Origin of the sequence: Streptomyces sp. TRM64462, assembly GCF_013362995.1 — a bacterium.
GTDB lineage: Bacteria > Actinomycetota > Actinomycetes > Streptomycetales > Streptomycetaceae > Streptomyces.
The window spans coordinates 33,481-46,262 of record NZ_JABWDV010000347.1; the positions used below are offsets into that span (position 1 = coordinate 33,481).

The following is a 12,782-nucleotide window of genomic DNA, read 5'->3' on the forward strand; positions in this document are numbered from 1 at the left end:
CGCCCGTCGTCAGCCTCACGCCTCGTCGCCCTCCCCTTCGAGGTCGCCCTCCGTCTCCAGGAACACCCGCCGCAGCTCCTCCAGCACCGCCGGGTCCGGCTTGGCCCACATGCCCCGCGACTCGGCTTCCAGTAGCCGCTCCGCGATGCCGTGCAGCGCCCACGGGTTGGCCTCCTGGAGGAACGCCCGGTTCTCCGGGTCCAGGACGTACGCCTCCGTCAGCTTGTCGTACATCCAGTCCGCCACCACGCCCGTCGTCGCGTCGTAGCCGAACAGATAGTCCACCGTCGCGGCCAGCTCGAACGCGCCCTTGTAGCCGTGCCGCCGCATCGCCTCGATCCAGCGCGGGTTGACGACGCGGGCGCGGAAGACGCGGGACGTCTCCTCGACGAGCGTGCGCGTCCGGACCGTCTCGGGGCGCGTCGAGTCGCCGATGTACGCCTCGGGGGCCGTGCCCCGCAGCGCCCGCACCGTCGCGACCATGCCGCCGTGGTACTGGAAGTAGTCGTCGGAGTCCGCGATGTCGTGCTCGCGCGTGTCCGTGTTCTTCGCGGCGACCGCGATGCGCTTGTACGCCGTCTCCATCTCGTCCCGCGCCGGGCGGCCGTCGAGCCCGCGCCCGTACGCGTAGCCGCCCCACACCGTGTACACCTCGGCCAGGTCGGCGTCCGTGCGCCAGTCACGCGAGTCGATGAGCTGGAGCAGCCCGGCGCCGTACGTGCCGGGGCGGGAGCCGAAGATGCGGGTGGTGGCGCGGCGTTCGTCGCCGTGCGCCGCCAGGTCCGCCTGGGTGTGGGCGCGGACGTAGTTCTCCCCGGCCGGTTCGTCGAGGCCGGCCGCGAGGCGTACCGCGTCGTCCAGCAGCGCCACCGTGTGCGGGAACGCGTCCCGGAAGAAGCCGGAGATGCGGAGGGTCACGTCCACGCGCGGCCGGCCCAGCTCCTCCAGGGGGATCGGCTCCAGGCCGGTCACGCGGCGCGACGCGTCGTCCCAGACCGGGCGGACGCCCAGCAGGGCGAGCGCCTCGGCCACGTCGTCGCCGCTGGTGCGCATCGCGCTCGTCCCCCACAGGGACAGGCCTACGGACGTAGGCCACGCGCCGTTGTCGGCGCGGTACCGCTCAAGGAGCGAGTCGGCCAGCGCCTGGCCCGTCTCCCAGGCCAGCTTGGACGGTACGGCCTTGGGGTCGACCGAGTAGAAGTTGCGGCCCGTCGGCAGCACGTTCACCAGGCCGCGCAGCGGTGAGCCCGAAGGACCGGCCGGCACGAAGCCGCCGTTCAGCGCGTGGACCGCGTGGTCCAGTTCGGCCGTCGTCGCGTCCAGGCGCGGGACGACCTGCCGGGCCGCGAAGTCCAGCACCGCCGCGACCGGTTCGCCGTACCCCTCCGCGACGGACGCCACGGCCGCCGGGTCCCAGCCGGCCGCCTCCATGGCCTCGACCAGGGCCCGCGCCTTCGCCTCCGCCTCGTCGGCGGTCGTACGGGTCGCGGCGGACTCGTCCAGGCCGAGCGCCTCGCGCAGCCCGGGCAGGGACTGCGTGCCGCCCCAGATCTGGCGGGCGCGCAGGATCGACAGGACCAGGTTGACGCGCTCGGGGCCCTTCGGAGCCGTACCGAGCACGTGGAGGCCGTCGCGGATCTGGGCGTCCTTCACCTCGCACAGCCAGCCGTCGACGTGGAGGAGGAAGTCGTCGAAGCCGTCGTCGTCGGGGCGGTCCTCCAGGCCGAGGTCGTGGTCGAGCTTGGCGGCCTGGATGAGGGTCCAGATCTGGGCGCGGATCGCCGGCAGCTTCGACGGGTCCATCGAGGAGATCTGCGCGTACTCGTCGAGCAGCTGCTCCAGGCGGGCGATGTCGCCGTACGAGTCGGCGCGCGCCATCGGCGGCACGAGGTGGTCGACGAGCGTGGCGTGGACGCGCCGCTTGGCCTGCGTGCCCTCGCCGGGGTCGTTGACCAGGAACGGGTAGACGAGCGGCAGGTCGCCGAGTGCCGCGTCGGGGCCGCACGCGGCGGACAGGCCCGCGTTCTTGCCGGGCAGCCACTCCAGGTTGCCGTGCTTGCCGAGGTGGACCATGGCGTCCGCGCCGAAGCCGCCGTCCGCGCGCGAGGAGGCGATCCAGCGGTAGGCGGCCAGGTAGTGGTGGGACGGCGGCAGGTCCGGGTCGTGGTAGATCGCGATGGGGTTCTCGCCGAAACCACGCGGCGGCTGGATCACGACCAGCAGGTTCCCGCGGCGCAGCGCGGCCAGCACGATGTCACCCTCGGGATTGCGGGACCGGTCGAGGAACATCTCGCCCGGCGCCGGGCCCCAGTGCTCCTCCACCTGCTCCCGCAGCTCCTGCGGCAGCGTGGCGTACCAGCGCTTGTAGTCGGCGGCGGGGATGCGGACCGGGTTGCGGGCGAGCTGCTCCTCGGTGAGCCAGTCCTGGTCGTGGCCGCCCGCCTCGATGAGGGCGTAGATCAGTTCGTCGCCGTCGCCGGACACCAGGCCCGGGATGTCCTCCTCGGGCCCGAAGTCGTAGCCCTCGGCGCGCAGCCGGCGCAGCAGCGCGACGGCGGAGGCCGGGGTGTCGAGGCCGACGGCGTTGCCGATGCGGGAGTGCTTGGTCGGGTACGCGGAGAGGACCAGCGCCAGCCGCTTCTCGCTGTTCGGGATGTGGCGGAGGCGGGCGTGCCGTACGGCGATCCCGGCGACGCGCGCGGCACGCTCGGCGTCGGCGACGTACGCGGGGAGCCCGTCCTCGTCGATCTCCTTGAAGGAGAACGGGACGGTGATGAGCCGCCCGTCGAACTCGGGGACGGCGACCTGGCTGGCGGCGTCGAGCGGGGAGAGCCCCTCGTCGTTCTCCTCCCAGGCGCTGCGCGGCCCGGTCAGGCACAAGGCCTGGAGGACGGGCACGTCGAGCTGGGCGAGCGCGCCCGCGTCCCACGCGTCCTCGTCGCCCGCCCGTCTCCCACCACCGCCCTCAAACGAGGCGCCCTGCGCCACCCCCATGTCTGCTGCCTGGGCGTCGGCGGGCTTGGTGCCGCCGGCGGCGAGGACGGTGGTGACGACGGCGTCGGCGCCGCGCAGCCGGTCGAGCAGCTCGGGTTCGGGGGCGCGGAGCGACGCCACGTACAGCGGGAGGGCCTGCCCTCCGGCGTCCTCGACGGCGTCGCAGAGGGCGCCGACGAAGGCGGTGTTGCCGCTCATGTGGTGGGCGCGGTAGTAGAGCACGGCGACGGTCGGGCCGTCGGTGCGGCGCGGGGTGCGCTCCAGGGGGCCCCAGGTGGGGGCGGGCGCCGGAGGATCGAAGCCGTGGCCGGTGAGCAGGACCGTGTCGGAGAGGAACCGGGCGAGCTGTTCCAGGTTGTCCGGGCCGCCGTGCGCGAGGTAGGCGTGCGCCTCGGTGGCGACGCCGACGGGGACGGTGGACGCCTCCATGAGCTGGGCGTCGGGGGCCTGTTCGCCGGTGAGGAAGACGACGGGCCGGTCCTGGGCGCGGAGCAGGGCGATGCCGTCCTCCCAGGCGCGCAGCCCGCCGAGGAGCCGTACGACGACGAGGTCGGCGCCGTCGAGCAGCCCGGGCAGGTCGTCGAGCGGGAGGCGTGAGGGGTTGGCGAACCGGTACTCCACCGGGCCGGCGGCCGCGCGGGCGCTCAGCAGGTCGGTGTCGGAGTGCGACAGCAGCAGGATCACAGCGGTGCCGGGCCTTCCTCGGGGTGTCCTCGCCCCGGGTGGTCGTGGGGTGGCGGGAGTTCCTGACTCACCTGCCCCGTGCGGGGCCGGTTCACAGTGGCGGGACCGCGCCGGATTCTCACCGGGCTTCCTCCCTAGGGTCCTGGGACCCTGTGCCGTCTGCATAGTAGAGGCTGCGCGTATGCTCGCCGCCATGCCGCCCAGCTCATCAAAGCCCCGGAACGGGGGCGAAAGTCATATACGGGACGCCCCTGTTCGGGGCCGTCCCGACGGCCCCGCCCGCCCTGTCCGGGACCGTGATGACGCCTGCCCCGGTGCCCTGCGGCTGCATCGCGCCGACGACGGCGGGCTGGCCCGGCTGCGGCTGCCCACAGGCGTTCTGACACCCCGGCAGCTCTTTGTCCTGGCCGACGCCGCCGACCGGCTGGGCGACGGCCGCGTCGGCGTCACCTCACGCGGCAACATCGACCTGCGGGGGCTCGGGGACGGCTGCGGCGCGGAGCTGGCGGAGGTGCTGTCCGACGCCGGACTGCTGCCGTCGGCGGCGCATGAGCGCGTACGGAACATGGTGGTGTCGCCGCTGGCCGGACTGGACGGACAGGGCTGCGCGGACGTCCAGTTGTGGGCGCGCGAGCTGGACGGGCTGCTGTGCGCCGAGGCGTGGACGGCGGCCCTGTCGGGGCGCTTCCTGTTCGCCGTGGACGACGGGCGCGGTGACGTGGCGGGCCTGGGCGGCGATGTGACGTTGCTCGCAGAGCCGGGCGGGCACGCTCTGGTACGGATCGGGGGCCGCGCGCTGCGCGTCGCGGCGGCCGACGCCCCGCGTGCCGCGCTGGCGGCGGCCGAGGCGTTCCTGGCGGCCGCGCGGGAGGCGGGCACGGGTGCGTGGCGGGTGGCCGAGCTCCCGGAGGGGCGGAGGGTGGACGTGGCGGGGCACCTGGCGCGTGCGGGGGTCGCGGCGGAGCCCGCCGCCCCGGAGGCGTACCCCGTGGCCGGGCCGCCGGAGCCGGGCGTCGTCGGGGACGGCCGGGCCGTGTCCGTGGTCGCGCCCCTCGGGCGGGTCACGAGCGGCCAGTTCCGCGCGCTGGCGCCCGCCGCGGAGGTGCGCGCCGCGGCGGTGCCCCGCGCGGAGGTGCGCGTCACACCGTGGCGCGGCTTTGTCGTGACCGGCCTCGCGGACCACGGGGCGGCCGAGGCGCGGCTGGCGGCACTGGAAGAGGCCGGCTACCTGACCCGCCCCGATACGCCCTGGCTCGGCGTCACCGCCTGCACAGGCCGCCCGGGCTGCGCCAAATCCCTGGCCGACGTACGGACGGACGCACGGCCGCTGGACCACGGCGGGCTGCCCGTCCACTGGTCGGGCTGCGAGCGCCGCTGCGGCCACCCACGGGGCGCGTGGGTGGACGTCCTGGCGACGGGCGACGCCACCTACGACATCACCGTCCGAGACGACGTACAGAAGAGATGAGCGGGAGCACAGTGTTCGACTACGAGAAGGACGGCGCGGAGATCTACCGCCGCTCCTTTGCCACGATCCGCGCCGAGGCGGATCTCGCGGGTCTGCCCGCCGACGTCAGCCAGGTCGCCGTGCGGATGATCCACGCCTGCGGCATGGTCGACCTGGTCCGCGACCTCGCGTACACGCCGCAGGTGGTGTCGCGCGCCCGCGCGGCCCTGCGCTCCGGTGCGCCGATCCTGTGCGACGCGCAGATGGTGGCGAGCGGCGTCACACGCAAGCGGCTGCCCGCCGACAACGACGTGATCTGCACGCTGTCCGACCCGTCCGTGCCGGACCTGGCCGCCGAGCTGGGCACGACCCGCAGCGCGGCCGCGCTGGAGCTGTGGCGCGACCGTCTGGAGGGCTCGGTCGTGGCCATCGGCAACGCGCCGACCGCGCTCTTCCACCTCCTGGAGATGATCGCCAAGGGCGCGCCCCGCCCGGCGGCCGTCCTCGGCATCCCGGTGGGCTTCATCGGCGCGGCCGAGTCCAAGGACGCGCTGGCCGATTCGGAGCTGGGCCTGGACCACATCGTCGTACGGGGCCGGCGCGGCGGCAGCGCCATGGCGGCCGCGGCGATCAACGCGATCGCGAGCGAGGCGGAATGAGCGCGCACGTTTCACGTGAAACAACGGCGCCCGGCGAGGCCCAGGTCTCCAGGGCCGGGAAGCTGTACGGGGTCGGGCTCGGCCCCGGCGACCCGTCCCTGATGACGCTCCGCGCGGTGGAGGTCATCGCGGAGGCGGACGTCGTGGCGTACCACTGCGCCCGCCACGGCCGTTCGATCGCACGTTCCATCGCGGCGAAGCACATCCGCTCCGATCACGTCGAAGAGCGCCTGATGTACCCGCTGACCGTGGAGACCACGGACCACCCGGGCGGCTACCGGGGCGCGCTGAACGACTTCTACGAGGAGGCGTCGGCGCGCCTGGCCGCGCACCTGGACGCCGGCCGGACGGTCGCGGTGCTCGCGGAGGGCGACCCGCTGTTCTACGGCTCGTACCAGCACATGCACAAGCGGCTGGCCGACCGTTACGACACGGAGGTCATCCCCGGCATCACGTCCGTCAGCGCGGCGGCGGCCACGATCGGCAAACCGCTCGTGGAGGCCGAGGAGACGCTGACGATCATCCCGGGCACGCTCCCGGAGGACGAGCTGACGGCCCGGCTGGCGGCCGCGGACTCGGCGGTCGTGATGAAGCTGGGGCGTACGTTCCCGGCGGTGCGCCGCGCCCTGGAGCGTACGGACCGGCTGGCGGACGCCCACTACGTGGAGCGGGCCACGATGGAGGGCCGTCGGACGGCGCCCCTCGCGGACGTGGACCCGGACTCTGTGCCGTACTTCTCGGTGGCGGTGCTGCCGTCCCGCGTGGACACGGGCCCGGCAGCGCCCTCGTGCGGTGAGGTCGTGGTGGTCGGCACGGGCCCGGCGGGCGCGCCGTGGCTCACGCCCGAGACGCGCGGCGCGCTGGCGTCGGCGACGGACCTGGTGGGCTACACGACGTACCTGGACCGGGTGCCGGAGCGGCCGGGTCAGCGGCGGCACGGCTCCGACAACAAGGTGGAGGCGGAGCGCGCCGAGTTCGCCCTGGACCTCGCGCGGCGCGGGCGGCGCGTGGCGGTGGTGTCGGGCGGTGACCCGGGCGTGTTCGCCATGGCGACGGCGGTCCTGGAGGTGGCGTCGGAGGCTCCGTACACCGACATCCCGGTGCGGGTCCTGCCGGGCGTGACGGCGGCGAACGCGGCGGCGGCGAAGGCGGGCGCCCCGCTGGGCCACGACTACGCGACGATCTCGCTTTCGGACCGCCTCAAGCCGTGGGACGTCATCGCGGAGCGCCTTCGCGCGGCGGCGAGCGCCGACCTGGTGCTGGCCCTGTACAACCCGGGCTCCCGCAGCCGTACCTGGCAGGTCGCGCAGGCCCGCGAACTGCTCCTGGAACTCCGCGCCCCGGACACACCGGTGGTGGTGGCCCGCGACGTGGGCGGCCCGGAGGAGTCGGTACGGGTGCTGTCCCTGAAGGATCTGGACCCCTCCGAGGTCGACATGCGGACGCTCCTGCTCATCGGCTCGTCCCAGACCCGGGCGGTACGCCGCGGCGACGGCACGACGGTGGCGTGGACGCCCCGCCGGTACCCGGAGCCGGAGGCGGCGCCACAGCCCGGCGGCTGAGCGCCCCGGCCCCGGCTCCGGAAGCCGTCGGCCCGGCCGTCGTACGGACCTCACGCCCGTACGACGGCCGCCGACGCCTGGTCACCGCCTGCTGAGCACCGGTCAGCGGGACTCGACGAAGGCCCGCCCCTGGTGGTCCTCGGCCCCACAGGAACGTCGCTCCTCGGCGGTCATCTTGCGGGACTTGACGACCACCACGTTGTTCTTGCCGTCAGTCCCGTTCTTGGCGGGCCCGGTGATGGTGTCCTTCCAGAACCAGTAGTAGTGGCCCCACTTGGGGCTGTCGTAGTGGGTCTGCCATGTCCCGGAGACGGTCTGCATGACCTGGGCCCGCGAAATCCACCCCACCTCACCCGGCTTGACGGTCATGTTGAGCGAGCTGCTCTCGGTGTGCGTGCTGGACCAGGTGTGCCCGTAGGACGCCGTCACACTCAGGTCCACGATCCCCGCGATGTTGCCGCCCGCCGTGACGGAAACCCCCACGGAGTCGGTCGAACCCACCGCGTCCGACCAACTCATGGTCTGAGTGGCGTCGGAGGAGCTGCAGTTGTAGAGCGAGTCCGACACCTGCCGGAACTTGCCCAGGAACGCCTGGCCGAGCACCGGCTCGTTGAACGTGCACTTGCCGAGCCCGGACGCGCAGTCGGCCGTCAGCTCCTTACGGGTCGGCCCGTCGGCGGCGGCAGCGGGGGAGGCGGAGACAGCCAGTACGCCGCAGGCGGTCGCGGCCAGGACCGCCACGCGGGCGACACGCTGCCGCCCGACACGGTTCATCATCATGCTGGGTTGGTGCCTTTCGTGCGCGGTTGGGGGGTAGGTGGACGAACTCCTGGTCTTGTCAAGGAAGTTGAGCATTCGACAACCAGTTCGACCACCACCTGTTGCGCGGCATTGTGCCGCCCCCTCGCACGAGAGGGACACATTTCGGTCAGTGCCCGTACGGGTGCCGCCGCAGGAGCACGTTGTAGTCGGACACCTTGCTCATGTCCCCTTGGGCCCGCGCCAGGGTCCGCACATCGACGAGCCATGAGCACGCCGCACACCCCTCGACGGGGCTCGGTTCCAGCTCGTGGGGCAGCGGGAGCTCAACGGGCGCGGTGCTGTATCGCGTGGGTTCGGTCATGCACCGATCGTGCTGTCGGCGCACGTGAGGCCCCAGGGACGGAACGTCCCACTCTGGCGCTCTAGTCGGCCACGCCCAGAAACTCGGCGAGCTGGCGGAGCCCGGGCGGCCGGGGGGAGCTGTTCCACAGGTCGGTCACGATCGCCACCGCCAGCGTGTGGTGGCGCATCCAGCCTGGGGCCGCGCGGCGGAGGCTCTGGAGGGCTCGTACGGCTCCAGTCGCGTCGCCCATGTCGGTGTGGGCGCGGGCCACGTCCAGTAGGAGCCAGGTACGCCACGAGGGTGGGGTGTCCCGGCTCAGTCTCATGCCCTTGGCCAGCGCCAAGGCCTCCTCCGGACGCTGGTGCTGGACGGCGAGGCGCACCCGTTCGATCCGTACCGACGACCGGCTGAACACCGACACCAGCCTGCTGTCAGCGGGAGGCGGCAGCTTGGCCAGGCGCCCAGCGGCCCGCTCGGCCGCCACCATCATGTCGTTGGCCGTCTCGTAGTCGTCGCTCCGGGCGTACGACGTGGCGGCGGACATGAGCAGGCCGCCCCACACCCGCACGCCCTCCGCCGTCCCGGTGTGTTCCCGCTCCACGCCGTCCGCCGCGTGGACCGCCAGGGCGCGCGCGTCGTCCAGACGGGCCTGCCGCTGGTACGCCCACGCGACCGAGTTCGAGACCATCGCGGTGAGCAGCGGGTCAGACGACTGCCCGGCGGTGGCGTGCGCGCGTTCCAGGGCCGAAAGGGCAAGGTCGGTCTTGCCGAGCCGGATGGCCAGGTGCCCGCCCAACTGGAGCGCCTTGCCCAGGGCGGCCTGCCCCGCCGCCCGCTGGTCCGCTGTCCCCACGGCGGCCAGGAGGCGCGCGTCGGCGATGATGCCCGGCAGTACCTCCATGAGCCGGCCGAAGTCCGCCGCGTGGTACAGCGTCCAGCCTTCCGCCAACTCGGCCCGCAGCAGGGGCAGGGACAGCCGCTCCACGCCTGCGGGCTCCGCAGGGGGCGCGAACAACGGAGGCATGATCGCCCGCCGTACGGCGACGAGCTGCGGCGGATCGGCGTCACCACTGGACGCCACCCCCGGCGGATCACCCAGGAGCGCGGTCAGCTCCACGCCCAGCCCCTTGGCGAGCGCGTGCAGTGTCGGCAGCCGCGCACTGTGCTTCCGGCGCTGCTCGAGTTTCCGGATCACGTCCACGGACACGGCGGACCGTTCGGCAAGACCCTCCTGCGTGAGGTCGGCGAGACGTCGCAACTTCGCGACGCTGTCGCCCAGATGCTCGGTAGCCATGCCTCCGAAGCTACGCCCCAAGCCGACCGCGCCGACAGCGGATTGGTGCCCGCTACCCGATCGTGCACCCATGAGAGCTTCAGTCCCTCGTCGTCGACCACGCCCGTGCTGGGCGACCTGCTGGGCAGCGCCCTCTTCCCCGCCACCCGCCACTCGGTCACGGAACTGAGCTCCTGACGGACGGGCCGGCGGACCGGAGAGCACCGCGAACCCAGGCCGTCGCCTCCTCCACCGTCGCCGCCACCGGCACGCCGTCCGGGACCGGTGGGCGGCGGACGATCACCACCGGGACGCCGGCCTCGCGCGCCGCCGTCAGCTTCGGGGCGGTGGCCGCGCCTCCGCTGTCCTTGGTGACCAGCACATCGATCCCGTACGCACGGAGGATCTCCCGCTCCCCGTCCAGCGTGAACGGCCCCCGGTCGAGCAGCACCTCCATCCGGTCCGGGTGCGGCGCCTCCGGAGGGTCCACGGACCGCACCAGGAACCACACGTCACGGACGTCAGCGAACGCGGCGAGCCCCATCCGTCCCGTGGTGAGGAAGACGCGCCGCCCCAGTCCCCGCACCGCGTCCGCCGCCGCCTCCAGGGACGCCACCTCGTGCCACTCGTCGCCCTCCACGGGGGACCACCCGGGGCGCCGCAGCGCGAGCAGGGGAACATGGGACGTGGCGGCGGCCCGCGCCGCGTTGAAACTGATCGTCCCGGCGAAAGGGTGAGTGGCGTCGATGACCGCGTCCACCTGGTGCTCGCGCACCCAGCGGGCCAGGCCCTCGGCCCCGCCGAACCCGCCCGTCCGCACCTCGCCCGGCGGCAGCCTCGGGCTGGCCACCCGGCCCGCGAGCGAGCTGGTGACCCGTACACCGACCGCGTGCAGCGCCTCCGCGAGCCGGCGCCCCTCGGTGGTGCCGCCGAGGATGAGTACGTGCCGTGAGTGCATCGGGAACCGTCCATGAGTGCGAGCGGAGGGCGCAGCGCCCAACTCAAGCACACCGGCCTCCGGCCCGGCTGGACGACCGGCGCCTGCGCGACCGCGGCGACCACCGCCGCGTACACGGCGCTGCTGACCGGCGACTTCCCCGACCCGGTGACGATCACCCTGCCCCGGGGCCAGACCCCGGCGTTCGCCCTGGCCGCGGAGGAGCGGGCCGACGGGTACGCCATGGCGGGGATCGTCAAGGACGCCGGCGACGACCCGGACGTGACCCACGGCGCGCTGGTCCGTTCGACCGTCCGCCTCCTTCCGCCCGGCTCCGGCGTCGTCTTCCGCGCCGGTCCCGGCGTCGGCACCGTCACACGGCCCGGACTGCCCCTCGACGTCGGCGAGCCCGCCATCAACCCGGTGCCCCGGCAGCTCATCCGCGACCATGTGGCCCGGGTCGCCGCGGCCCACGGCGGCACCGGCGACGTCGAGGTGACCGTGTCGGTCGACCACGGCGAGGAGATCGCCCGGTCCACGTGGAACCCCCGTCTGGGCATCCTCGGCGGGCTGTCCATCCTCGGCACGACGGGCATCGTCGTCCCGTACTCGTGCTCGGCGTGGATCGACTCCATCCGGCGCGGTGTCGACGTGGCCCGCGCGGCGGGCCGCACCCATGTCGCCGGGTGCACGGGCTCCACGTCCGAGAAGACCGTCGTGTCGCTGTACGGCCTGCCCGAGGACGCCCTCCTCGACATGGGCGACTTCGCCGGCGCCGTCCTCAAGTACGTGCGACGCCACCCGGTGGACCGGCTCACGATCTGCGGCGGCTTCGCGAAGCTGTCCAAGCTGGCGGCCGGCCACCTGGACCTGCACTCGGCGCGCTCCCAGGTGGACAAGGCCTTCCTGGCGGAGCTGGCCCGGGCCGCGGGCGCCGGTGAGGACCTCGCCGCCGAGGTGGCCACCGCCAACACCGGCCTGGCCGCCCTCCACCTGTGCGCCGCCCAGGGCGTCCCCCTGGGCGACCGCGTGGCAGAGGTGGCGCGGGACCAGGCGCTGGACGTGCTGCGGGGCGCACCGGTCGTGGTGGACGTGGTGTGCATCGACCGCGCGGGCACGATCGTGGGCCGCAGCGCCCCACGCTGAGCCCCGACACTCCTCCTCGCGTACGCCGAGGCCCACGCGGTCCCGGTCTCCCGGATCGTCGTGAACGACTCCGGCCTTTCGGCACGGAGGCGACACGCACTCATGTGCGGGCGGCACTCGACCGGTTCTCCACCGGATGACCCGCTCGTGACCCCACAGGCGCAAGCCACCGTGCACCCGGCGCGCCCGGGCACGATCATCAACCCATGAGCACCCCCAGCCCCACCATCCGTCTGGCCCAGCAGCCGGAAGCGGACGCCCTCCTCGCACGCAGCCCGCTGGCCGCGCTCACCGGCATGCTCCTAGACCAGCAGGTCCCCATGGAGTGGGCGTTCTCCGGCCCGTACACGATCGCCCAGCGCATGGGCACCGACGACCTGGACGCGCAGGCCATCGCCGCACACGACCCGGAGGCGTTCGCGGCGCTGCTCTCCGCGAAGCCGGCCGTGCACCGCTATCCCGGCTCGATGGCGCAGCGCATCCAGCAGCTGTGCCAGTTCCTGGTGGACGAATACGGCGGGGACGCCGCCGCCGTCTGGTCGGACGCGACGACCGGCAAGGAGCTCCTCGCACGGCTCCAGGCGCTGCCCGGGTTCGGCAAGCAGAAGGCCCAGATCTTCCTGGCGCTGCTCGGCAAGCAGTACGGCGTGCGGCCCGAGGGGTGGCGGGAGGCCGCCGGCCCGTACGGGGAGGCCGGTTCGTACCGGTCGGCCGCGGACATCACGGGTCCGGAGTCGCTCGCGAAGGTCCGCGCGTACAAGCAGGAGGCGAAGCGAGCGGCGAAGGCCGCGAAGGAAGCGAAGGGAAGCACGGGGAGCTGACCGAAGGCAGGCGAGGCAGATAAGGCCGACAAAGGGGATCAGGGGGACCAGGGGGACCAGGGGGATTAGAGGGACCTGGGGGATCTGGGGGACAAGTCGAGCGAATCGTTGGGGTTTCATGCCGCCAAGACTCGCCCGACAGACCGCAGTTCTG

General features: G+C 73.5%; 10 protein-coding genes and 1 riboswitch. Of the genes, 5 read left to right on the forward strand and 5 right to left on the reverse strand.

Going from position 1 to position 12,782, the window contains the following annotated elements; genetic code table 11:
* Nucleotides 1–15: 15 nt before the first annotated feature.
* Entirely contained in the window at nucleotides 16–3,678 is a 3,663-nt protein-coding gene (gene cobN, locus HTZ82_RS18580) for a cobaltochelatase subunit CobN (RefSeq protein WP_175410538.1), read from the reverse strand.
* 37 nt (nucleotides 3,679–3,715) lie between these two features.
* Nucleotides 3,716–3,847: riboswitch (cobalamin riboswitch) on the reverse strand.
* A 12-nt stretch (nucleotides 3,848–3,859) separates the two neighbouring features.
* Here cobN and cobG point away from each other — a divergent pair.
* The 3 genes from cobG to HTZ82_RS18595 are packed head-to-tail and all read left to right on the forward strand — an operon-like array spanning nucleotide 3,860 to nucleotide 7,346.
* On the forward strand, nucleotides 3,860–5,146 hold the full coding sequence (gene cobG, locus HTZ82_RS18585) for a precorrin-3B synthase (RefSeq protein WP_175410539.1): 1,287 nt from the start codon (nucleotides 3,860–3,862) through the stop codon (nucleotides 5,144–5,146).
* Nucleotides 5,143–5,784, forward strand: coding sequence for a precorrin-8X methylmutase (locus HTZ82_RS18590; protein ID WP_175410540.1), 642 nt, complete (start codon nucleotides 5,143–5,145; stop codon nucleotides 5,782–5,784). Before cobG ends, HTZ82_RS18590 begins: the two co-directional genes overlap by 4 nt.
* A complete protein-coding gene (locus HTZ82_RS18595) occupies nucleotides 5,781–7,346 on the forward strand; it encodes a precorrin-2 C(20)-methyltransferase (protein WP_175410541.1) in 1,566 nt (521 codons plus the stop codon). Before HTZ82_RS18590 ends, HTZ82_RS18595 begins: the two co-directional genes overlap by 4 nt.
* A 102-nt stretch (nucleotides 7,347–7,448) precedes the next feature.
* Here the strand turns inward: HTZ82_RS18595 and HTZ82_RS18600 are convergent, their stop codons facing one another.
* The 4 genes from HTZ82_RS18600 to HTZ82_RS18615 all read right to left on the reverse strand — a co-directional run bounded on the left by HTZ82_RS18600 (nucleotide 7,449) and on the right by HTZ82_RS18615 (nucleotide 10,682).
* The gene (locus HTZ82_RS18600) at nucleotides 7,449–8,126 is read right to left on the reverse strand and encodes a hypothetical protein (RefSeq protein ID WP_175410542.1); all 678 of its coding nucleotides are present in this window, start codon (nucleotides 8,124–8,126) and stop codon (nucleotides 7,449–7,451) included.
* Between the two features lie 148 nt (nucleotides 8,127–8,274).
* A complete protein-coding gene (locus HTZ82_RS18605) occupies nucleotides 8,275–8,469 on the reverse strand; it encodes a hypothetical protein (protein WP_175410543.1) in 195 nt (64 codons plus the stop codon).
* 61 nt (nucleotides 8,470–8,530) lie between these two features.
* Complete coding sequence (locus tag HTZ82_RS18610) at nucleotides 8,531–9,745, reverse strand: helix-turn-helix transcriptional regulator (protein ID WP_175410544.1); 1,215 nt, start codon at nucleotides 9,743–9,745, stop codon at nucleotides 8,531–8,533.
* A gap of 157 nt (nucleotides 9,746–9,902) precedes the next feature.
* Nucleotides 9,903–10,682: a cobalt-precorrin-6A reductase gene (locus tag HTZ82_RS18615; protein WP_175410545.1), complete on the reverse strand. Its 780-nt coding sequence runs from the start codon at nucleotides 10,680–10,682 to the stop codon at nucleotides 9,903–9,905.
* A gap of 12 nt (nucleotides 10,683–10,694) precedes the next feature.
* Between HTZ82_RS18615 and HTZ82_RS18620 the strand changes: the two genes are divergently transcribed.
* Together HTZ82_RS18620 and HTZ82_RS18625 are read left to right on the forward strand one after the other, a co-directional pair.
* Nucleotides 10,695–11,807 carry a cobalt-precorrin-5B (C(1))-methyltransferase gene (locus tag HTZ82_RS18620; RefSeq protein WP_175410546.1) on the forward strand — a complete coding sequence of 371 codons (1,113 nt, stop codon included), beginning with the start codon at nucleotides 10,695–10,697 and terminating at the stop codon, nucleotides 11,805–11,807.
* Nucleotides 11,808–12,013: 206 nt separating this feature from the next.
* Nucleotides 12,014–12,628 (forward strand): HhH-GPD-type base excision DNA repair protein, encoded by a 615-nt coding sequence (locus tag HTZ82_RS18625; protein ID WP_175410547.1) that lies wholly within the window; start codon nucleotides 12,014–12,016, stop codon nucleotides 12,626–12,628.
* The last annotated feature ends 154 nt before the right edge of the window (nucleotides 12,629–12,782 follow it).